Raw genomic sequence first — 20,709 nt, forward strand, 5'->3', positions numbered from 1 at the left:
CCTGCTTCAATGTCTTTCTTAGTATGATATCCTTATTATTGAATATTCATTCTAATGTACTACTCTTACTCTATCTTCTCTTGGATCCATCCCTACCCAATCATAGTCTGCAGACCAGTGCAGGTATTTGTTTCTCAATTCTCTCAGATCACTCTGCTCTCTCAATTCCTTCTGATAATCAGCATATTTCTGTTCGGGAACTTTTGCTCCCTTATATTGGTCATGAATACTTTGAATCCATCGGAATGCATAGGGTTTTCCATTCCCCATCACATATGGGTTTAGTCTGCTTTTCACTCTTACCAGAAGCGGATCATCAGAAATTTTATATTTAGTATTGATTTGTACGGCATCAATTTTTAATCCTTCATTTTTTCCATACTCTCCCATAAATTGTAAAGGGATAAAACTGTATGTTTTTTTAACCAGCTTTCTGTCACTAGAAAGCTTACGCGAATATTCATGAATGATTAATTCCGGATCCCGAAACCAGCCTTCTGCAATCAGTTGTTCTTTTCTTTTTTTCTGAACGCTTGTGCTGCCGTTGATGATTTCGTCTTTTGCTTCGGGGCCTGTTTCGTACCCTCCTCCAATATCGCTGTGTACTCCCGGGAATGATTTTTCAATGCCGAGATAGACGTCTTTTTGTTTTACTTTAACTTTTATGTCTGTTAAATCAAAATTGATCCTATGTTCATTTTCTGCGGTAAAATGTACTATTTTTCGGGCCTTGGCAATATCATCCAGCTGAAGTTCTTCAATATCATTACTGAAATCGGGAGAAGTTGTCCAGGTATTTTCAGAATAAGAAGAAACGGTGTCAAAAATACCGAGAAAGCGTATATTCACATTTATTTCGTCAAGGTTGACACCTACTTTTTTCAGTTCCGTTCCCAGATTACCGAACATTATACTTTTCGGATCTATATTCACTTTCTTTTTGGATACCTGATGTACAAAATACCGCGCAGCGGCAGCTCCTCTGCTGAATCCAAAGACATCCAGAGTGATTGTTCCCAATTTTGCTGTAGAATTAGCCTTTTTAAGCAGACTTATCTTTTCTGCAATTTTTTCGCATCCTATCTGTACTTTTGCTTTAATCCCTGTTTTTTCCGAACCATAGGCATAGCCGTCCATTTCATCTCCCTTATTATCCTGGGTACCGATACCTTCTATATAGATTGCATTTCTTTTATCATAATTTTCCCAAAGGCGTGCGACATTACTCCAGTCGTTATTATAACTGTTATTGTCTGATGGATCTTCTCCATGGTCGTCATAAGCCTTGGTTTTGTTTTTCCTTGCATCAGAATTGGTTTTATTATTCAAGGTTCCGTCAAAGAATATTCCCAGTGAAACACTGATTATATTTTCCGGAGCTGATGATGGTGAATAGTTTCCAAATACTACGTTAGACATAATCTAATAAATTTTACTGATGAAATCCTTTAGTTCATATGTTTTTTCGCCCTGTTTTATACTTACAATCATTTTTTTGCTTTCAGGAACAACTTTAATGATAAAGTCCGCTTCTTTCTTCTGATCAATTCCACCAAATACTTGATTAATATCATTCAGATCAAAATCTACCGGAAGAACGTTATTTCCTTTTAAAACATTTTCTGTATAGTAACTCTCATTCTTCGTAAAGAAAATATTGGCTCCCCATTCTTTATGATCCGGCCCAATGATGCTAATGGATAAATAATAAGGTATTGCTCTTTCTTTTGTACTTCCGTCATAAGTATCATACTCTCCGTTAGCTGCCATAAAGAATATTTTTTTTACCTGATAGCCCTGTGGAAGTTCTATAACAGGCTTCCAGAGGTATTTTTTCCTGTACATTTCATATACGGAAGGATCAGGGTAGCCAGACTCGGTAATCCTGTTTTTAATCTCCGGCGTTATCAGAAAATCACTTTTCAGACGATCATCTGCATAGCCATCCTCAAGCATATATTGAGCATTTTCATAGGCTTTTTCTTTTGTGATAATGGTATCATGTGCCTGGAAATTGCCGATTTCTTTTTGAACACCTGGCGCATTAATCCATAATACGATTTTTCCTTTCGGTGCTAATCCCACTTTAAAAGTGGTATAGGTTTCTTTTTTCCCGGTATCTTTATCTGTGAAGCCTTCTTTGAACAATTTTTCAATTTTGGTTTTATCTAAAGGCCATTTTCCGGTATAGAATTTTTTTTCCACCAAAGAATACCATGTAAATTCTAATGTATTAGGAATATCCATTTTTTGGGTAGAAACATTCATTGTAGCCCCGGTATTTCCCCATCCTGTATTCTGGGTTCCCCATATAGCATCAAAGCTGTAAGTAAAATCATCAGCAATGATACTTCCCTGATAAACTTCCATGGGATATTCCTGCGGTGCGCTCACTGTTCCAAGCCAGCTGTATTTTTCTTCCATTTTTTTATTTTGACAACTTACTAATGAGAAACTTCCTATGATGAAAAAAATCAGGATCTTTAATTTATTTATTCCCATGAGACATTATTTTCTTATTACTGGCTAACATCAAATTGTCTTTTTGTGCTTCCACATTGATTTTCTTTGCTATTTTTTCCACCTTTTTTCCTACGCTCAGATGGTAAGAATCTTTGACTGTGATACGCAGATTGGTTGCTGTTTTGATGATTGCCATACTAGAAAAGTTTTGATTTTTCAGCACTGTTGAATTCTACGATCTTTCCGCTCTGCATGGTCATATTTTCCAGTTCGCTGAACATGGAGATTTCCCCTGCTATTTCGTTGGATGTTTCAGATTGTCTTTTGAATTCTTTTTCAATCATTTCAGTTCGGGTATCAGAGGTTTCCGTAATATCTCCCGAAGCTGTAAGTTTCATATCTTTTCCTGCTATGGAAACTATATTATCGTTGGCGGTACTGGTGATACTTGCGCCTGCTCCTATCGAAATTTCTTTTCCTGCGGTGATATTGATATTATCCCCTGCATTTAAAGTAAAGTTTTTTGGAGCTTTCATGCTGATATTCCCCTGCCCGTCCATGAAATAAGTATTTCCACTTGGATCAAGAATGGTTACACTTCCTTCTTCGTCATTCATTAAAATTCGGATTCCGCTTCTTGTTTGGATAGATTTCAGATGATTGTTAACACCGCCGCCTAAAGCAATTCCTCCATGAAACATTCCTCCCATTACGAAAGGCCTGTCCGGATGGCTGTGTACAAAATTCACCATCACCTGATCTCCCACTTCCGGAATGGCAACGTAGCCACGATTTTGGGTAATCTGATCTGTTCCTCCCGCGTCAGGGCTCATCATACGGATAAAATGAGTGGTATCATTCGTCTGCCAATCGAATCTCACCTGTATTCTTCCCTGTCCTTCAGGATCTGTGTTGGAAATTACGGTAGCAGTTTGTGGTTCAGCCTTTGGAACAGTGTACTCCGGTTTTGGAAGAAATCCTGTGTCTGCGGCTATCCCTACAAAGTTTCCGGAATAGTGACCTATGGTGTCAAATTCATGTTCTGCTTCCGTAATCATGATTCTGGTGAAGTAAGAGGTTTCATTAGAATCCTGTTTACGCATCTGCACATCTGCAACGCAACCCGGATGCAGAAAAGGAACGGTTGTATTCCCTGAAATGGAAAAAACATTCACCGCTTCACTTCCGGAAGCACTTTTCTGAGAGTACTCTACGTCAAGATGGGTCGTAGCTTTGATGGGTGCCATCTTTAAAGCCGGTGTTTTATAAATAGTTTCGTTATGATTGTAAGCTGTTTTTGCCAGGTCACCCACATGTTTGATGGGTGTGGAACCAGAAGTCAGCCTTTCATTTTTATTGCTGTTATATCCGTAGAATTGAGGCTTTGTATGGACCGCTTTCAATTCAACTTTTATATCATTGGCGCTGCTTCCGTAGGTAAGAATAATAGGTTTGTTCTGAGCGGGAAGCTTTCCAAAGTGTAAGACTTCACCATCATAGAAAAACTGTTCACCATAAGCTTCTGCCATTCTCGCCAGATAATTATAATGGGTTTCATCGTACTGGCTGCTATAGATAATCTGAGAGAAGTTATTAGCATCTACTCTGACATCAAATCGGCTTTTATCAATTCCCTGTTTAATCACTTCTTCGGCAATAATGCCAACATTAACAGATTGAGCACCTCCAAAACTCTGAATATGCGGCGCTCCGTCAAGAAGAATGGTCGGACTGTATCCGGTAAGCACAATATTTCCTAAACTCATGTGCTCCTGACTGAATCCTACTCCGGTAATTACTCCTACGAAGGTTCTCTCCGGGCTGTTGTCTATATCTTTATAAGAAATAATGGCTGTAAGTCTTTTTCCAAGAAATTTATTGGCTTCTTCCAAGGAATGGGTTTGTCTGCCTCCCAGAGTATCGTGTGCCAGCGTTAATGTAAATTCATGATGTCGTCTGGTACTTTGTTTAAGCTTGAAATGCTTATAGAACTTGATAATTTTCCCTTCTATCACGAGAGAAAGTTTTACCAGACGGTTGATACCTGTATGATGACTTGCTGAAATACCATCTGCATTCTGCGTCGGACGAAAAGACGTCGATTGTGAGTTTCCAGGTGTATTTGACATATTTTTAGTGATTTGATTAGTTTTTTAAACGATTATTCAACAGTCCGGGAGTTTAAAAATAAACACAAAAGATCCTGCGGAATATAGTTTTAGGTAAAAAAGACCGTCTTATGAGGGACAGTCTTTTATTTTTTATTGATGAAAGACCTAGCTCATTGGCCAAAGTCCGTCATAGAATGAATTTCCATATGTAATGCTTTCAGCACTTACTACGAAACTGATCAGCATGTTATTACTATTTATGGCATCAAAGTCTACTTCATGCTGAATAACATATCCATTTTCCCACTTTAAAGAGATTAGTGTTCCTTCTTCGTGAGATTTATTAAACTGGATTTCTCCGTTTGTAGGTTTATATTTGCTGTTTAACAAGCTTTCTAAAACATCAGATTTTTCTGTTGCTTCTATTGTTACTTTAATCAATGCGTTAGACGGATCAGATGCTACACGTCCTGATACATCTGTAGATCTTGATACGCTATAGTTAAGCTTTAATAACTTCTGACCTTCACCTCCATTAAATTTTAAGATTCCTCTTGAATTTCCTGCCATATTCTTATATTTTAATTATTTACTAGTGTTCCCTAAAATAGGATTTATATAACAAAGATAGACTTCATGTTCTAATGTAAAAAGTTTTTAGCCCACTCTTTCTGAAATTGTAGTAGTTCTACGACATTTTATAAATTCAGGATTAAAAATCAATTATAGAATTTTAAACTAATTTATTTTATTTTTTATTGAAAATTTTCAGTAAAAATTCACTTAAATGGGATAACAAAGAAAACAACATTCAATTATTTAATTAAAAATCAAACACTTATTTCACACTTCCCTAAATCAATGATGTTTATACATGTACCCAATTACCATAATAATGAGGTTAACGATGATCATAATCATTAAAATATTGCCGTATTTTCTTTTTTTATCGATAAAACTAAGACCAAGAGTAAAAAAGAATAACAATAAAGTATACACAGCAGGATACATTTGAAAAGCTTCTCCAAACTTTCCTTCAAACACCAATACAATGGCCCGCTGAGCACCGCACCCAAGGCATTCTACTCCCAGGAATTTCTTACTGGGACAGGTAAACATAAAATCATTGATATCCATTTCTGAGTTTTATGAAGGTGTTTAAGAAGAAATTTTGGCTCTGGTATACTGATGCGGGAAAAAGCAGTCTTCATTCATTTCAAAAGATCCCTGAACAGCAATATAGGGGTTTCTCAGAATCTCTCTTGCTACAAAAATAAGGTCTGCATCGCCTTTCTGAAGAATTTCTTCTGCCTGCTCAATTTTGGTAATTAAACCTACCGCTCCGGTTTTCACTCCAGCCCCGTTTCTCACCTGTGATGAAAAAGGAACCTGATAACCGTCAAAAACTGATATTTTTGCACCATGAATATTTCCTCCGCTAGACACATCTACGAGGTCTACAGCGTGTTGTTTTAAAACTTTTGCTAATTCGACACTGCTCTGGATATCCCAGCCATTCTCTGCATATTCTGTTCCTGAAATTCGTACAAAAAGGGCTGTATTTTCATCCAGTTCTTCGCTTACAGCATCTACAATTTCGATCAGAAACCTGATTCTGTTTTCAAAACTTCCGCCATATTCATCTGTTCTGATATTGGATAACGGTGACAAAAACTGGTGGATCAGATATCCGTGCGCTCCATGAATTTCGATAACATCAAAACCGGCAGCTACTGCTCTTCTGGCTGCGTTTTTAAAATTCTGCACCTGTTCTTTTACCTCATCCGTGGTTAGCACATGTGGAATTCTTTCTGTTGGATGGTAAGGAATAGGACTTGGGGCAACGGTTTCCCAGCCTTCCTCCAGAGAAATCTGCAGGTTATTCCATGTAGAGCCTTTTCTTCCGGCATGAGCCAGCTGGATTCCTATTTTGCTTTCTGAATTTTTATGGACAAAATCTACAATTTTCTGCAGTTTCTCTGCCTGTTCATCATTCCAGATCCCCATACAATGATTGGTAATTCTTCCTTTGGGTTCCACTCCGGTAGCTTCTACGATCAATAGCCCTGTACCTCCTTGTGATCTACTTCCGTAGTGCACAAAATGGAAGTCGTTAGCTTCTCCGTTTTCAGATGAATACATACACATGGGAGACATTACCCATCTGTTTTTTAGCTCTACATTTCTGAATTTTGTTGGTGTATATAACATTTTATTTTTTTAAAATTGAACTTCTGTACCGGAGGAATAAAATATTGCTTACCTCATTAAAAAGAACTAATTTTACGCCCCTTTTTTAGTTGACAATATATGAAAAAAGACATACAGATCAGTTACGAATATTTTAAAAATAGCAGTGAACTGAGTGATATAGAAAATACATTATTTGAAAGAGCCAAAGAGGCTCGTGAGAATGCTTATGCGCCTTATTCTCAATTTTTGGTAGGATGTTCCGTATTATTGGAAAACGGAGAAATCTACTCTGGGAACAACCAGGAAAATGCAGCCTATCCATCCGGACTCTGTGCAGAAAGAACGACTGTTTTTTGGGTAGCCGCCAATTTTCCGGATATGAAAATAAAAAAGATCTTTGTTGTGGGAGGTCCTAAAGAATTCCATGAGAAAAACCCTCCGATTCCTCCTTGTGGAGCATGCCGCCAAAGTCTGATTGAATATGAAACCAAGCAAAACGAAAACATCGACCTTTATTTTTCAAGCATGAATGAGGAGGTTGTAAAGGTACGTGCAGTGAAAGATCTGCTTCCTTTTTACTTTGATTCAACGTTTTTGTAACTAAAGCGAAAAGCAAATTGACCAAAAGGTAAAAAATTAAGGAAGCTGATAACAAGCTTCACATTTCAGCATAAAAAAAGCTATTTCAACATATGAAACAGCTTTTTTTTATTATTATTCAGATTCTAGATCATCATCTTCGTCTTCGTATTGCTCCAGATAGTAGCTGAAACTAAATTCTTCCACTTCTTCTTCGGCATCTTCCAGCGTCGTCAGAAGGTCTTCAAAAATCTCTAGCTGATCTACAGTCATGTTGACGAATTCTAAATGGAGTGGCATTTCCAATTCTCCGGTGATGGTATCAAAAAGGGCATCAAGATTATCACCGAAATGCTCAGGAAGCTGAACTTTTTCTTTTAGCTGGGTGTAAAAATCTTCATAGTCACCTATCTCTGTAAAATCTATATATATTGTCTTCATATTGAACTAAATTTCCAATTTTTATTGATTAAAAAAGTTTTGCATTTTTTGCAGAAATCTGTTTCTTCATTGGTAGGATTCTTGCCTTCTGCATCTCTCATAAAACACATTTTTTCAGGGCAGTGTGGCAGCCCTTGCGTATGTCCCAACTCATGAATGGCTATCTTGAAAAATTGCTCATCCTTATTTTCTTTGCTTAGTCTGAAATTTGAAGCCACACAAGCTTTCCCGGGTGTATATCCCAATCCCATAATTCCAAAATCTTTGATCTTTCCCCGGGTAGCACTGATATCTTTTGTGGTAAGACCAATTGTAACAAAGCCTTCTTTTGTTTCTTTATTTAAGAACTTAATGATGGAATCTGCTCTATACCGGTTTCTCTCTTTATAATACGTATTTTCCGGAAAGTCTATGGCATCCAGAACTTTTACGTTCGGATATACATTTTTTATTCCTCCCGCTACTTTTGCTACTGTTTCAGATTTAATATCTTTAAATGGCTGTATAAGTATTGTTACGGCTGGCTTTTCTTTCTTTTCCTTGACCACATCTTTCTTTTCCGAGCATGAGTATGTCAGAAGTAAAATAATTAAAAGGTAAAGAAATCTAATATTTTTCAAAATTAATATTTATAATAATTACAATGCAAATTATACATTAGTCATTGCGAGGAGCTCTGCGACGAAGCAATCTCAGAAAATATCCATAATATTCTCAATGTCATCTGCAAGATCTTTCCAATCAGGATTTATATTATTGATTAAATCCAGTTTCTTTTGTCTGGAGCCTGCTTTTATTTGTTTTTCTCTAAATATAGCATCTCCTATTTCCTGAAAGGATTCCCAATACACAAGTAAATACAAATTATATCTTGAAGTAAAACTTTGAGAATAATATGATTCTTTATGCTGTTGAACACGTTTAGGCAGATTTGAAGTAACTCCTGTATAAAGAGTTGTGTGATTTTTATTTGTCATGATATAGACAAAACCTGGTTTCACCTGTAATTATTTTTTTAGAGATTGCTTCGTCGCTTTCGCTCCTCGCAATGACTAGATGTTACTGTTTTTCAAAACTTTTATAATGATTTTTGGTAAGGTATACATCACCATCTTGAGTGTAGATGATACGATCAGCATTTCTTCCGCCACAATGATAGTTTACATCTGCTTCAAAGTATTTTTCTCCATCCGGCAAACGTCCTTCTCTGTTTCCGAACTTATCTCCGCCAATAGCTTTTCCGGGAAGTACATCGCATAGATTTCCTTTAGAAGGATTCCAGCCCTGTTTTCTTGCTTCATTTTTTGTGATATAATAATCCGGAAGCTTATGATTTTGCTTCACATAGCTGATTACCGTTTTTTCTTCTGTAAGCTGATCTATAGAAACCTGAGCAGATGAATTTCCATCTGAAGAGGTACTGCCATAGCTCACTGTTTCAGTCTTTACAGAATCCGCATGATCTTTCTTATCCTCAATAAAGTTTCTGTAGACATACATTATTGACATTCCGAAAAGAAGTCCCAGACATATAAAAAATACCGATCTTATTTTACCGTTCATAGCTTGTATTTTATGGAATAATATTTTTAAGCTCTCCACTCTTCAGGAATATCACAAACCGGAATTGGATCCATTTTATGTTTTGCTGCTTTATGCATTCTGTCAAAGATCAGAAACACTTCTTTATCTCTTCCTTCATAATCTTCGGCAGTTTTCGTCCCATATTCTTTCTGAATTTCTTCCAGTTCAGGATAAGTAGCACCAATCTGCTGCTCATCTGTTCTGTCTACATCCCAAAGTCCATCCGTAGGAATTGCTTCCTGAATGCTTTTAATTAAATTAAGCCCTTTGGCAAGTTGATACACTTCAGTTTTATAAAGGTCTGCAATAGGAGAAACATCTACACCGCCATCCCCGTATTTTGTATAGAAACCAATCCCGAAATCTTCCACTTTATTTCCTGTTCCACAAACCAAAAGTCCGTTCAGCTGTCCGTAATAATATAGCGTAAGCATTCTCAAACGGGATCTTGTATTGGCAAAAGCTAGTTTTTCGTTAGGGTACAGATCATCTTTTACATCAAAAGTTTTATACAATTCCTCAAAAGCGGGTGTCAAATCTACCGACATGGTTTCTACGTTAGGGAATCTTGATTTAAGGTCGTTCATATGATCCTGTGCACGGTCTACCTGATCTGCTTTCTGGCGGATTGGCATTTCGATCAACAATGTTTTCAGCCCGGTCATTGCAGCCAGTGTAGAAACTACTCCGGAATCTACTCCTCCGGAAACCCCTATTACATAACCATTTACTCTTGCTTTTGTTGCATAATCTTTTAACCAGCTTACAATATGATCTATCACTTTTTGTGTCTGCATCGTTTATATTTTTTAGTCTATTCCAAATTCCTGAGGGTATTTCACTACTCCTTTTTTATCTTTTAATCCGTCTTTTACCAATTCTATTGCCATTCCGTTTTCTTCCGGAATATCAAATGGAAAAGAAATCCCAAAATTACTTGTTTTTTTGTAACCAAAGTGCGGATAATATTTTTCGTGCCCAATTAATATCACTGATTGATATCCCAGTCCTTTCGCGATGTGATGTCCCTGAAGAATCAATTTTGCTCCAATCCCCTGATTCTGAAATTCAGGTTTTACCGAAACAGGTGCTAATGCAAGAGAATCAAATGATTCATTGTTATTGATGATTTTAATTTTTGTGAACAGAATATGCCCGGCAATTGTACCATTTTCATCTTCTGCTACTAATGATAATTCCGGGATGATGGCATTAGATTTTCTCAATTTTTCTACCAGAAACTGTTCCTGATGATCACTGTGTTCCATTTCTCTGAACGCCTCTTGCGTAAGCTGAAAGACTTGTTGATAGTCTTTGCTCTCTTCCTGTCGTATTGTTATCATTTTTTATTATATTTTTCACGCTTCAGTTCGTACCAGAAGCAAATTCCGTCCGGTTCTTCAAATTCGCTTGTTTTTTCAAATCCTAATTTCCTTAAAATATGGTTGGAAGCATCGTGTTCAGAATGAGCATAGGCATAAATAACTTCTGCATTCAGGTAATTAAAACCATAATCCAGAGAGGCTATTCCAGATTCCACGGCATATCCTTTACCCCATGATTCCGGTAGAAAGCGATATCCCAGTTCCAATACATTTTTATAGCCATTCGTTTCATGGGTCAATAATTTTAAACCGCTCCATCCTATCAGAAGTCCGCTTTCTTTTTCCACAACCCCTAGTCTTCCCACTCCATTTTCTTCATATTGCTTCTGAATCATGCTGATGACTTTTTTTGACTCATTGATATCCGTCAAAACCGGTACACCAATATATTTCATGACTTCAGGATCGGAATCCAAAAGAAATATGCGTTCAAAATCTTTATCTTCGAGTTTTCTTAAAATCAGTCGTTCTGTTTCTATTTTCATAATCATTAGTTTTTATTCTCCAACTCCAAAAATGGTTACCTCCGTGTTGGTTCCTTTCTTAATATCCGTTTCTTTTATTATATTTCCACTGATGTTAAGAGTTTGTAAGACAGGATTACCGGAAATATCAATTTTTTGAAGTTTATTATGTTCTAAGTTCAGTTTTCTTAATCTTTTAAACTGAGTCAGGTTTATTGTTTTTAATTGATTTAAAGATAATGTTAATTGATCAATTTTTGGAATTCCTGCCAGCGAAATACTTTCCAACAAATTATTATCTAGATATAAAGAAGTCAGATTTTTAAGATTTTCTGCTTTGAATGAAGATATTTTACATCCTGTACACGAAAACAATTCAAGCTGATCCAGACTGCTTATTATCATATTTGGAATCACATTATCATCAAGAACAATCATTTTTACATTTTTGAAAAGGCGGAGATCTTCTGTAGAAGTAATTCCCTTCTGAACAAGGAACAGATTGGTAACCATTTCGGCTTCCTGAGATTCAAGGGTTCCATTTTTATTCAGATCAAAATTTTCCAGTATTGCTTTTTCAAAGTTTTTATCTTTAAACTCAAGCTTTTGTCCAAAGAAAAGAGAAAGTCCTGAAATAATAAAGATAACTGTAAATATTTTAATTTTCATCATGAATTGTGCATTTAATCCTTATTTTTGTCAACTTAAATTCCATGTAAAAATAATGAAGATTTTTAGATATATAGCGCTTTCTTCTGTTTTAGCTGCCGGACTTATTTCCTGCAAAAAAGAACCTGAAAATCAATGGAAGGTAGAAGTAAAACAAACTGCCGAAAAAATTGATGTCACAGATATTTCCAAAGAATTTTACAATCCGAATATTCCTTTGGATCAGTTTAAAGCTAAATTCCCATGGTTTCAGGGAAGTGTTTCTGATGCTGACTTCGGAAAAAGAAGAGCTGATGCTGAAGAGATCAAAATCTACAAGGAAGCTATTGGAAAAATAGATGAGGCAAAACTGCAAACGGAGCTTCAAAGTTTATTTTCACATATTAAATATTACTTTCCACAGTTTAAAAGTCCAAAAGTATATTTGTTCTCATCTGCCCTGCAAATGGTTCAGGATCCTATATTTTATGACGAAAAAGGTAATCTTTTATTTATAGACATCACCGGTTTCATGGGAGACGGAAATGCCAATTATAAAGGATTGGAACTGTATTTCCAGAAGTCGATGAACCCCCAGAATATTGTTCCGAAAGTATCCCAGCTTTTTGCTGAAAACATTGTAACAGAATCTCCTGATCACCAGAAATTCATTGATCAGATTATTCTGAACGGAAAGGTTATGATTCTTCAGGATGCTTTTCTTCCTGATACTCCTGATTATTTGAAAATGAATTATACTCAGAAGCAATATGACTGGGCAACGGGCAATGAAGCCAATATCTGGAATTATTTTGTAGAAAGCAATCTGATCTTCGGGGATGACCCAAGATTGGGAGAACGTTTTATTTCGCCGGGACCATTTTCGAAATTTTATACTGAGATTGACAATGAATCTTCGCCACGAATCGGAATTTTTACAGGATGGCAGATTTGTAAGGCATATCTTAAAGAAAAGCCTGAAACAAAATTAACTGCATTCTTAAAAATGGATGCTACCACAATTTTTAACCAATCGGGTTATAAACCAAAGTTAAAATAATTCTATCAAATTGAATATTTAAATCCTTTAGTATAAGCTAAAGGATTTTTTTTAAGCATTATTTAAACAAACATACTACTTTGTATTGCATACTACCTTTTTATTACATAGATTTGCATTAAACAAATCACACAATGAAAAACATTATTGAAATTCGAAACTTAAATTATGGATTTTCACAGAAGAAGAAAATTCTAAAAAATCTCAGTATTTCGATACCGAAAGGCAGTATTTTTGGTTTTCTGGGAGCCAATGGAGCAGGAAAATCTACAACAATGAAGATGCTTATAGGAAGTATTCCGGACGAAAAGAAAAACATACAAATTTTCGGAGAAAATCTTTCAGTACTTTATCCGGAGGGTTTTAACAGAATCGGAAGCCTTATCGACACTGCTACGTTTTATGATCATTTATCCGGCTGGGATAATCTGATGATCATCTCTCAATTAAGAAGTCTTCCAAAATCAGAATGTGAAAGAGTATTGCATCTTGTAGACCTGTGGGAAAGCAGAAATCTGAAAATGAAGAAATATTCCTTAGGAATGAAACAAAGACTTTCCATTGCGATGACTCTTTTGGGGAAACCTGAACTGTTGATTCTGGATGAACCCGTCAATGGTTTGGATCCTAATGGAATGATGGAAATCCGTGAATTATTGATAAAACTTAATCGAGAAGAAGGAGTAACAATATTTATCTCAAGCCATTTGCTGCAGGAAATTGAAAAAATGATTACTCATCTTGCCATTATTTCGCATGGAGAAATAAAATTTACTGGAAGTATAAAAGAATTGAATGAACTGTACCGATACAGCCATATCAAAATTGGATTGAATGATGCCCAAAAGCATATAAGTGAAATCCCGGAGAATTATTCTCCGAAATTAATTGATGAGAATACAATAGAAGTTACTTCCAGATCAAAGGAGGATATTATTGACCTTGTGAGAAAGCTGGTTTTAAACCATGCTGAGATTTTTGAAATCAAAAGCAGTGCAGGTTTAGAAGAATGGTTTATGGAAATTACAAAAAATTAAATTACACACATGAAAAAATTAATCACTGCCATCAATATAGAATGGCTCAAAATAAAAGGTTTAGGACTCATTTACACGGCAATTATCTTAGGAGCTTTAATACCACTCATCAATTTTATTCCGTCTTTTTTCAAACCGGATCCAATTACTAAAGACACCCTTCAATATTCCATTTTTGAAGATGTGATTGGGGGAAGCCCTTTGAAATATTTTACATTTTTCATTTTGCTTCTATTCCTGATCATTGCAGCAAACAGAATTGCACAAACTGATCATAAAAATAACGGATGGCAACTGATGGAAACACAGCCTGTCAATAAATTTCAGCTTTATTTTTCGAAATATATTATTTTACTATCTCTTAGTCTTATTTGTATTTTCTCCTATTTTATTTTTAATATAATTTTATCGCTAACAGAGTATTATATGTATCCAAATCCTGCAAAGCTACTGACCTTTGACATATTATGGATGCTCAAAACCTTTACAAGAATTGTCGCTGCTACTCTAGGAATTGCTGCATTACAGCTTTGTTTTTCTGTAGTTTTCCAGGGATTTATCTGGTCGTTTCTTATTGGTGCATTAGGATTGGGATCCAATATTTATTCAATAGTCGAAAAAAACAGTTTCTTCTTTAATCCGTACAGTTCATTATATACATTCTGGAATGCTCCGGAAATAAGGGATCTGAATCATTTTATTTCTCACTCAGAGTATATGAGTTTTTTCTGGATGGTTGTCTTCCTGGCTATTGGATACTTCTGGTATAGTAAAAAAGGGTTTAAAAATGCTTTCCTTAACAATAAAAAACAAATTGGTATTTCAACGGTTCTATTAATTGCAGGAACAGGTCTACTCTATTGTATACAAAAACCAAAACCTTATGTAAGCGGTGGGTCAGAAACTTCAATCACAGGAACATTAGAAACAGATCTTAAAATTGATTCTGTGAAAATTGTTTCAAAGGAATTTCATAAAAAAATCGGATCTGCTGCAGTTAAAAACAATTCTTTCAGCTGGTCTACCACCCAAAACCTTCCTTTAGATGAATATATTCTTGAAATCGGCAATAAAAAAATTGAGGTTGTCATGGGCAATGGTGATTGGTTTGATTTTGATATTAAGTTAAATAGCACCAACATAGCATTTAATTTAAAGTCAAACAGAAAATCCGATCAGGTTTATAATAAGACTGAGAGTTCTTTCGGAATGGAATTTTGGTTTGCCCTGAAGAACCAGAATTTAAATAATAATCCGGAAAAATTTTATGAATTAGCTATGTCTGACTGGGAAGACAATAAAAGAATTTTAGATGACTATGCAGATGCCGAGAATAACGCACTTTCAGAAGATTATAAGGCATATAGAAAACAGCTAATGGCGGTTCAGTACCTGAATGAAATAAATAACTACAGAAAAATGACTTCGTGGTCTGATCCTAAATTTGCTGCCCCAAAAATATTTCTGAATGAACTAAATGAAAATATTTTGAAACCCACTCCGCTTTTGAGTAAAAATGATGATTATCTCCAATTCAAATTGGATCAGATGCTTACAGATGATGATCAGCGTTCTAATCCGGATAGTATTTTATTTGCTAAAATCAATTTGCTTCCCCAAGGAAAAACGAAAGATCAGTTATTATCAAAACATCTATCAAAAAGCATTGAAATACAATCAGACAGTGCAGTCAGAAGCAAGCTTTTTGCAGCTGAGATTAGCAAGATAAACGGTACTGATTATAAACAAAAGCTTTATTCAAAGCTTGAAGAGATCAATATTTCACAAAAAGGGGCACCGTTCCCAGATCTGAAACTTCTGCAGGATAATGGAAGTTTTCAAAATCTTTCAAGATATAAAGGAAAATATATTGTAGTAGATTTCTGGGCAAGTTGGTGTGGTCCTTGTAAAAAAATTCGTCCTGTATTTGAAACAAGGAGTTATCAATATAGAAATTATAAAAATATCCAGTTTATTTCAATCAGTTTGGATCAGGAAAAATCTAAATGGTTGAATTATCTTAAAACAAAACCTTCAAATGTTCCACAATACTGGCTTGAAAATGCTGAACAATTCATGAATAAATACAAAATACAATATATTCCGAGATTTATCATTATTGATCCTGAAGGTAAAATATTTAACTTTAATAGCCCATTTCCTGATGAAGATAATTTTGTAGAAGCTTTGGATAAGCTGAAGAAGTATTAACTTTGCACAAAATTAGAAACAAAAGAAAGTTATGAGAAAGACTCAGATAACAATAGATGTTGAGTTAGATGAAAATCACGTACCGGAAAATATTATATGGAACGCTCAGGATGGAGGTATTGAAAAACAGGAGACTAAAGCAACAATGATTTCTGTTTGGGATGAAAAAGCAATGGAGGCACTAAGAATAGATCTTTGGACGAAAGAAATGCCTGTAGACCAGATGAAGATGTTTATCCACCAGATTTTAATATCTTTAGGAAACACCTATCAGAGAGCAACGGGTGAAGAAGATGTAGCGCAGTGGATGGAAGAAATTGCTGAAGAGTTCGCTGTGAAATCTGCTATTAAGTAAAAAAATACAATTGCGATACGCTGCGGGCACAGTAAGCGGTAAGCTTTTTGTACTCAGCTAGAGCAAATTTTAATAAAACAAAGGGCTTAAGCAGTATATCTATTGTTTAATGCCCAAGCCTAAAGCAAAAAATTATGAATTTTAATACAAAAGTAATTCACGGAGGGCAGCACCATGAGTCTGCAACAGGTTCTGTAAATGTACCTGTATTTCTGACCTCTACATTTGCACAGAAGAGCCCGGGAGTACATTCCGGATATGAATATTCAAGAGCTGCCAACCCTACAAGACAGGCTTTGGAAGACTCTTTGGCAAGTATTGAAAATGGAGCGAGAGGTTTAGCTTTCGGTTCTGGTCTAGCAGCTATCGACTGTGTTTTGAAATTATTGAACCCAGGTGATGAAGTGATTGCTGTAGATGATCTTTATGGTGGTACTTACAGAATGTTCACGAGGCTTTTCGAAAAATATCAGCTGAAGTTTACGTTCGTGAATTTTGATGATGTTTCTAAAATTGCTGATGTAATTACTGATAAAACAAAACTGATCTGGGTAGAAACTCCTACTAACCCATTGATGAAATTGGTAGACATTAAAGCAGTAGTAGATATAGCGAAAGGAAAAGATATTTTAGTGGCAGTAGATAATACTTTTGCTACTCCTTATATTCAGAGACCTATTGATTTAGGTGCTGACATTGTGATGCACTCTGCAACCAAATATTTAGGAGGGCACTCTGATGTGATTGCAGGAGCGCTTATCGCTAAAGATGCTGAGCTGGGAGAAAAACTTCACTTCATTCAGTTTGCGAGTGGTGGTATTTTAGGACCTCACGACTCTTACCTTGTATTGAGAGGAATCAAAACATTAGCGTTAAGAATGCAGAGACACTCTGACAACGGTCTTGCAGTAGCAAAATATCTGGAAACTCACCCTGCTGTAGATAAAGTAATTTATCCTGGATTGGAATCTCATCCTCAGTATGAACTGGCAAAATCTCAGATGAAGGAATCCGGAGGAATGGTTTCATTCACTTTTAAATCAGGAAAGAAAGAAGATGCTGTCAAATTCTTAGAAAAAGTAAGAGTATTCACCCTTGCAGAATCTTTAGGAGGAGTAGAATCTCTGGCTAATCACCCTGCTCTGATGACACACGCTTCAATTCCGGCAGAAAAACGTGCTGAATTGGGAATCACTGATGACCTTGTTCGTTTAAGCGTAGGTATTGAGGATGCTGAAGATCTGATTGCAGATCTTGAGAAAGCTTTTTCTTAATAAACCATATAAAAAATGAGAAGGATTGTCTAATCTTTCTCATTTTTTTATAACCTTGAAATTATCTATGAAAAATACAAGAAAAGCAGTTATTTCCGACCTGCCACAACTCGCAGAATTATTTGATCAGTACAGGATATTTTATCATAAAACACCGGATGTTCCTGCAGCAGCTAATTTTCTTCAGGAAAGACTGGAAAACAAAGACTCGGAAATTTTTGTTTCAGAAGAAAATGGAACATTAATAGGTTTCGTACAATTATACCCCATATTTTCGTCTACAAGAATGCAGCGTTACTGGCTGCTGAACGATCTTTACGTGAATGAAAATCATAGAGGAAAAGGGTATTCTAAAGAACTGATTGAAAAATCCAAAGAACTGTGCCGTTCATCAAAAGCATGCGGTATTCTTTTAGAAACAGGAAAAAGCAATGACATCGGAAATCAGCTTTATCCATCATGCGGCTTTGAGCTTTATGACTCTGTCAATTTCTACGAGTGGACTAATCATGATAATGAGTAATTTATACATAACACTCACTAACCCAAATCTCGAATCCCGAAACTTGAAAAACCACATCCCAAAACCACCACTAAAACAAAAAATGATATGACCGATTTTCAAAAATACATCCAAAGATATTTAGATCAGATTCCATCAGGAAGCTGGATCAACGAGTTGCAGATATCAGCAGACAAAACCATCGGAATTTACTCCAATCTTACCGAAGAACAATCTAATTTTGCCTATGCAGAAGGAAAATGGACTTTGAAAGGACTGCTACTCCACTTATCTGATACGGAAAGAGTTTTCCAATACAGAATACTAGCTTTCGCGAGAGGAGAGAAAAACAATCTTCCGGGATTTGATGAAAATCAATATGCTGATCAATCATTTGCAGACGAAAGAAGCCTGGAATCTCTTTTAGATGAATACAAACTGGTAAGAAAATCTTCTCAGATTCTATTAGAAACACTTCATCCTTCCGCTTTACAAAATACAGGTACGGCTAATGGTCATGAAATTACGGTAGAAACCATTGGAAAGCTGATTGTAGGACATAATTATCACCACCTGAATATTATTGAGGAAAGGTATTTATCGAAATTGGGATGGATGTAAGGAAACGAATTCCCCTTTTCAGCCTGCTAATTTTCATAGTCTCTCTTTGTTTTACAGCTTTTAAAGTTGAAGATATGGGAGAGATTAAAGATTATAAATCATTTGAAGCATTGCTTATAGGCCCGATTAGTTTTTTAGGCGGGGGTTTATTTGAATTTCTGGTATGAACTGCTAATATCTGGTTCTTTATTTCAGTCATATTCTGCTATAAAAAAAAATTCTCAACCTCTTTGATATTGGCTACAATCGCTTTTTTAATTGCAGGAACATTTTTTTTCTGGAAGGAAATTCTAGCTGCAGAAAATGGAAGAATGGGAAGAATATACAGCTTGGAAACAGGTTATTTTTTGTGGATAGCTTCTATTACATTTTTAATACTTGGCTCATTATATTTATCCATAAAATCTAAACTTAACAACCCAAAATATCATCCTAATTCCCAATGAGATCACTAAAAAACTTAAAGATAACAGAGAGTATTCAATCTAAAAAATTAGTTTTTGAAGAAAGCTCATATGACAAGTTTGATACGATCTCAATCTATTTGGGTTTTTCAGTATTAGCAGGGATTTCTTTATTCTTATTAAAAGAAGTGACTCCTTCTCTTAATAACAGTCTAGAATATTCAATTCTTATAGGTTTATTCATCTTTAGTGTATATGTGTTGTACTGTAAATCCACCGAAAAAAATTTAAAGCAAATTACATTTACTATTCATAAAGAAGAAGCAAAAAAAAGAATCCTTGAGTATGGAAAAAAACATCATTACAGAATTTCAAAGATTTCTGGGAATCTGATTTTTCTTAATGAGCCTTGTGATATTTATAGCCCCGCAAAAGATTATGAACAGACAACTATTGTATTTTTTAAAGACAATACGATTCTTTATTCTTTCATTAAAGAAGGATCAAGATCAAATTTTCCAGTATTATTTTCAAAATATCTAACCAAAATGGATTTCAAAAAAATACTGCACCCAGACTATATTGAACCTATTAAGCGTACAACTTATTTTAATTCTTTTTTTCATGGTTTATAATCATTATGGGTATATGGCTTAACAAGATCCACCACATTTACATCCCAATTTTTTGCCTAAAATTCATAGATTTTCTACCTTTATCCATTCTTTGAATTCACATACAATTATGGAACATATTATTGAAATATTAAAATCCGGCGGAACGATTCTTTATCCTACAGATACCATCTGGGGAATTGGTTGTGACGCGACCAATATAGAAGCGGTCAATAAAATTTTTGACATCAAAAAACGTGAAAAAAATAAATCCATGATCATCCTTGTTGAGTCAGAGAAAAGACTTCAGGATCTGGTGGATGTTCCTGAGATGGCTTGGGAAATTATTGATCTCAGCGAAAAACCGGTAACAATTGTTTACGAAAATCCAAGAGGTCTGCCTAAAGAACTTCTTGCAGAAGACGGAAGCATCGGAATCCGATTGGTAAAAAATGATTTCTGTAAAAAACTGATTACAAAACTGAACAGGCCTTTGGTTTCAACTTCGGCCAACTTCAGTGGTGAGAAAAGTCCTTTGAAATTCTCTGATATTTCTGAAGAAATGATCAGCCTTGTAGATTATGCCGTGGAAGAAGACAGAGAAAAAGTTTCAAAATATTCAGGTTCTTCGGTGATCAAAATATGGAGTGATAATAGAATAAAAGTGCTTCGGGAATAAGAATTCTGAGCTTTTATATATACTTTTTAGAGTCTTGCCCGTTCATATCGGCAAGATTTCTTTTTTTTAATTCTATCTTTGCAA

The 20,709-nt window shown here is 35.4% G+C and carries 25 protein-coding genes; 10 read left to right on the plus strand and 15 right to left on the minus strand.

Going from position 1 to position 20,709, the window contains the following annotated elements; translation table 11 throughout:
- Positions 1-51: 51 nt before the first annotated feature.
- The 7 genes from CQ046_RS08075 to namA form a co-directional block, all read right to left on the minus strand.
- Positions 52-1,419 carry a T6SS phospholipase effector Tle1-like catalytic domain-containing protein gene (locus tag CQ046_RS08075; RefSeq protein WP_105701766.1) on the minus strand — a complete coding sequence of 456 codons (1,368 nt, stop codon included), beginning with the start codon at positions 1,417-1,419 and terminating at the stop codon, positions 52-54.
- A 3-nt stretch (positions 1,420-1,422) separates the two neighbouring features.
- Positions 1,423-2,424 (minus strand): DUF2931 family protein, encoded by a 1,002-nt coding sequence (locus CQ046_RS08080; protein ID WP_262498046.1) that lies wholly within the window; start codon positions 2,422-2,424, stop codon positions 1,423-1,425.
- A gap of 64 nt (positions 2,425-2,488) precedes the next feature.
- Positions 2,489-2,659 carry a hypothetical protein gene (locus CQ046_RS23525; protein ID WP_165790487.1) on the minus strand — a complete coding sequence of 57 codons (171 nt, stop codon included), beginning with the start codon at positions 2,657-2,659 and terminating at the stop codon, positions 2,489-2,491.
- 1 nt (position 2,660) lies between these two features.
- Positions 2,661-4,592 (minus strand): type VI secretion system Vgr family protein, encoded by a 1,932-nt coding sequence (locus CQ046_RS08085; protein ID WP_105701768.1) that lies wholly within the window; start codon positions 4,590-4,592, stop codon positions 2,661-2,663.
- A gap of 147 nt (positions 4,593-4,739) precedes the next feature.
- Entirely contained in the window at positions 4,740-5,144 is a 405-nt protein-coding gene (gene tssD / locus CQ046_RS08090) for a type VI secretion system tube protein TssD (RefSeq protein WP_105701769.1), read from the minus strand.
- Between the two features lie 288 nt (positions 5,145-5,432).
- Complete coding sequence (locus tag CQ046_RS08095) at positions 5,433-5,711, minus strand: DUF2752 domain-containing protein (protein WP_105701770.1); 279 nt, start codon at positions 5,709-5,711, stop codon at positions 5,433-5,435.
- 21 nt (positions 5,712-5,732) lie between these two features.
- Complete coding sequence (gene namA / locus CQ046_RS08100; RefSeq protein WP_105701771.1) at positions 5,733-6,785, minus strand: NADPH dehydrogenase NamA; 1,053 nt, start codon at positions 6,783-6,785, stop codon at positions 5,733-5,735.
- 99 nt (positions 6,786-6,884) lie between these two features.
- Between namA and CQ046_RS08105 the strand changes: the two genes are divergently transcribed.
- Positions 6,885-7,367, plus strand: coding sequence for a cytidine deaminase (locus CQ046_RS08105; RefSeq protein WP_105701772.1), 483 nt, complete (start codon positions 6,885-6,887; stop codon positions 7,365-7,367).
- Positions 7,368-7,481: 114 nt separating this feature from the next.
- On the opposite strand, the gene CQ046_RS08110 is transcribed toward CQ046_RS08105, so the two are convergent.
- The 8 genes from CQ046_RS08110 to CQ046_RS08145 all read right to left on the minus strand — a co-directional run bounded on the left by CQ046_RS08110 (position 7,482) and on the right by CQ046_RS08145 (position 11,892).
- Positions 7,482-7,787 (minus strand): barstar family protein, encoded by a 306-nt coding sequence (locus CQ046_RS08110; RefSeq protein WP_105701773.1) that lies wholly within the window; start codon positions 7,785-7,787, stop codon positions 7,482-7,484.
- Positions 7,784-8,407 (minus strand): Zn-dependent protease, encoded by a 624-nt coding sequence (locus CQ046_RS08115; protein WP_228406905.1) that lies wholly within the window; start codon positions 8,405-8,407, stop codon positions 7,784-7,786. Before CQ046_RS08115 ends, CQ046_RS08110 begins: the two co-directional genes overlap by 4 nt.
- Positions 8,408-8,479: 72 nt before the next feature.
- Positions 8,480-8,788 (minus strand): GIY-YIG nuclease family protein, encoded by a 309-nt coding sequence (locus CQ046_RS08120; protein ID WP_105701774.1) that lies wholly within the window; start codon positions 8,786-8,788, stop codon positions 8,480-8,482.
- 58 nt (positions 8,789-8,846) lie between these two features.
- Positions 8,847-9,350: a ribonuclease domain-containing protein gene (locus CQ046_RS08125; protein ID WP_105701775.1), complete on the minus strand. Its 504-nt coding sequence runs from the start codon at positions 9,348-9,350 to the stop codon at positions 8,847-8,849.
- Between the two features lie 26 nt (positions 9,351-9,376).
- Positions 9,377-10,168 (minus strand): NAD(+) synthase, encoded by a 792-nt coding sequence (gene nadE / locus CQ046_RS08130; RefSeq protein ID WP_105701776.1) that lies wholly within the window; start codon positions 10,166-10,168, stop codon positions 9,377-9,379.
- A 12-nt stretch (positions 10,169-10,180) separates the two neighbouring features.
- Positions 10,181-10,714 (minus strand): GNAT family N-acetyltransferase, encoded by a 534-nt coding sequence (locus CQ046_RS08135; protein WP_185126163.1) that lies wholly within the window; start codon positions 10,712-10,714, stop codon positions 10,181-10,183.
- A complete protein-coding gene (locus tag CQ046_RS08140; RefSeq protein ID WP_228406906.1) occupies positions 10,711-11,241 on the minus strand; it encodes a GNAT family N-acetyltransferase in 531 nt (176 codons plus the stop codon). The genes CQ046_RS08135 and CQ046_RS08140 overlap by 4 nt, the downstream gene beginning before the upstream one ends.
- A gap of 12 nt (positions 11,242-11,253) precedes the next feature.
- A complete protein-coding gene (locus CQ046_RS08145; RefSeq protein WP_105701778.1) occupies positions 11,254-11,892 on the minus strand; it encodes a hypothetical protein in 639 nt (212 codons plus the stop codon).
- A gap of 52 nt (positions 11,893-11,944) precedes the next feature.
- Between CQ046_RS08145 and CQ046_RS08150 the strand changes: the two genes are divergently transcribed.
- The 9 genes from CQ046_RS08150 (at position 11,945) to CQ046_RS08195 (ending at position 20,625) form a co-directional block, all read left to right on the plus strand.
- Positions 11,945-12,928, plus strand: coding sequence for a gliding motility protein GldB (locus tag CQ046_RS08150; protein WP_185126165.1), 984 nt, complete (start codon positions 11,945-11,947; stop codon positions 12,926-12,928).
- Between the two features lie 134 nt (positions 12,929-13,062).
- A complete protein-coding gene (locus tag CQ046_RS08155; protein ID WP_105701780.1) occupies positions 13,063-13,965 on the plus strand; it encodes an ABC transporter ATP-binding protein in 903 nt (300 codons plus the stop codon).
- A 9-nt stretch (positions 13,966-13,974) separates the two neighbouring features.
- On the plus strand, positions 13,975-16,176 hold the full coding sequence (locus CQ046_RS08160; RefSeq protein ID WP_105701781.1) for a thioredoxin-like domain-containing protein: 2,202 nt from the start codon (positions 13,975-13,977) through the stop codon (positions 16,174-16,176).
- Positions 16,177-16,207: 31 nt separating this feature from the next.
- Entirely contained in the window at positions 16,208-16,531 is a 324-nt protein-coding gene (gldC, locus tag CQ046_RS08165; protein WP_105701782.1) for a gliding motility protein GldC, read from the plus strand.
- A gap of 134 nt (positions 16,532-16,665) precedes the next feature.
- Positions 16,666-17,805, plus strand: coding sequence for a cystathionine gamma-synthase (locus CQ046_RS08170; RefSeq protein WP_105701783.1), 1,140 nt, complete (start codon positions 16,666-16,668; stop codon positions 17,803-17,805).
- A 67-nt stretch (positions 17,806-17,872) separates the two neighbouring features.
- Positions 17,873-18,328, plus strand: a complete 456-nt coding sequence (locus CQ046_RS08175) for a GNAT family N-acetyltransferase (RefSeq protein ID WP_105701784.1) — start codon at positions 17,873-17,875, stop codon at positions 18,326-18,328.
- An 87-nt stretch (positions 18,329-18,415) separates the two neighbouring features.
- Positions 18,416-18,928 (plus strand): DinB family protein, encoded by a 513-nt coding sequence (locus tag CQ046_RS08180; protein ID WP_105701785.1) that lies wholly within the window; start codon positions 18,416-18,418, stop codon positions 18,926-18,928.
- Positions 18,929-19,370: 442 nt separating this feature from the next.
- A complete protein-coding gene (locus CQ046_RS08190) occupies positions 19,371-19,967 on the plus strand; it encodes a hypothetical protein (protein ID WP_105701787.1) in 597 nt (198 codons plus the stop codon).
- A 109-nt stretch (positions 19,968-20,076) separates the two neighbouring features.
- Positions 20,077-20,625 carry an L-threonylcarbamoyladenylate synthase gene (locus CQ046_RS08195; protein ID WP_105701788.1) on the plus strand — a complete coding sequence of 183 codons (549 nt, stop codon included), beginning with the start codon at positions 20,077-20,079 and terminating at the stop codon, positions 20,623-20,625.
- Positions 20,626-20,709 lie beyond the last annotated feature (84 nt).

The sequence above is a fragment of the Chryseobacterium sp. MYb7 genome (assembly GCF_002979455.1).
In the GTDB taxonomy this organism is placed as follows: domain Bacteria; phylum Bacteroidota; class Bacteroidia; order Flavobacteriales; family Weeksellaceae; genus Chryseobacterium.

Bases quoted from the DNA above. Each gene is read 5' to 3' on its own strand.
- CQ046_RS08075 (WP_105701766.1), bottom strand. From the start codon at position 1,419: ATGTCTAACGTAGTATTTGGAAACTATTCACCATCATCAGCTCCGGAA.
- CQ046_RS08080 (WP_262498046.1), bottom strand. From the start codon at position 2,424: ATGGAAGAAAAATACAGCTGGCTTGGAACAGTGAGCGCACCGCAGGAA.
- CQ046_RS23525 (WP_165790487.1), bottom strand. From the start codon at position 2,659: ATGGCAATCATCAAAACAGCAACCAATCTGCGTATCACAGTCAAAGAT.
- CQ046_RS08085 (WP_105701768.1), bottom strand. From the start codon at position 4,592: ATGTCAAATACACCTGGAAACTCACAATCGACGTCTTTTCGTCCGACG.
- tssD (WP_105701769.1), bottom strand. From the start codon at position 5,144: ATGGCAGGAAATTCAAGAGGAATCTTAAAATTTAATGGAGGTGAAGGT.
- CQ046_RS08095 (WP_105701770.1), bottom strand. From the start codon at position 5,711: ATGGATATCAATGATTTTATGTTTACCTGTCCCAGTAAGAAATTCCTG.
- namA (WP_105701771.1), bottom strand. From the start codon at position 6,785: ATGTTATATACACCAACAAAATTCAGAAATGTAGAGCTAAAAAACAGA.
- CQ046_RS08105 (WP_105701772.1), top strand. From the start codon at position 6,885: ATGAAAAAAGACATACAGATCAGTTACGAATATTTTAAAAATAGCAGT.
- CQ046_RS08110 (WP_105701773.1), bottom strand. From the start codon at position 7,787: ATGAAGACAATATATATAGATTTTACAGAGATAGGTGACTATGAAGAT.
- CQ046_RS08125 (WP_105701775.1), bottom strand. From the start codon at position 9,350: ATGAACGGTAAAATAAGATCGGTATTTTTTATATGTCTGGGACTTCTT.
- nadE (WP_105701776.1), bottom strand. From the start codon at position 10,168: ATGCAGACACAAAAAGTGATAGATCATATTGTAAGCTGGTTAAAAGAT.
- CQ046_RS08135 (WP_185126163.1), bottom strand. From the start codon at position 10,714: ATGATAACAATACGACAGGAAGAGAGCAAAGACTATCAACAAGTCTTT.
- CQ046_RS08140 (WP_228406906.1), bottom strand. From the start codon at position 11,241: ATGAAAATAGAAACAGAACGACTGATTTTAAGAAAACTCGAAGATAAA.
- CQ046_RS08145 (WP_105701778.1), bottom strand. From the start codon at position 11,892: ATGATGAAAATTAAAATATTTACAGTTATCTTTATTATTTCAGGACTT.
- CQ046_RS08150 (WP_185126165.1), top strand. From the start codon at position 11,945: ATGAAGATTTTTAGATATATAGCGCTTTCTTCTGTTTTAGCTGCCGGA.
- CQ046_RS08155 (WP_105701780.1), top strand. From the start codon at position 13,063: ATGAAAAACATTATTGAAATTCGAAACTTAAATTATGGATTTTCACAG.
- CQ046_RS08160 (WP_105701781.1), top strand. From the start codon at position 13,975: ATGAAAAAATTAATCACTGCCATCAATATAGAATGGCTCAAAATAAAA.
- gldC (WP_105701782.1), top strand. From the start codon at position 16,208: ATGAGAAAGACTCAGATAACAATAGATGTTGAGTTAGATGAAAATCAC.
- CQ046_RS08170 (WP_105701783.1), top strand. From the start codon at position 16,666: ATGAATTTTAATACAAAAGTAATTCACGGAGGGCAGCACCATGAGTCT.
- CQ046_RS08175 (WP_105701784.1), top strand. From the start codon at position 17,873: ATGAAAAATACAAGAAAAGCAGTTATTTCCGACCTGCCACAACTCGCA.
- CQ046_RS08180 (WP_105701785.1), top strand. From the start codon at position 18,416: ATGACCGATTTTCAAAAATACATCCAAAGATATTTAGATCAGATTCCA.
- CQ046_RS08190 (WP_105701787.1), top strand. From the start codon at position 19,371: ATGAGATCACTAAAAAACTTAAAGATAACAGAGAGTATTCAATCTAAA.
- CQ046_RS08195 (WP_105701788.1), top strand. From the start codon at position 20,077: ATGGAACATATTATTGAAATATTAAAATCCGGCGGAACGATTCTTTAT.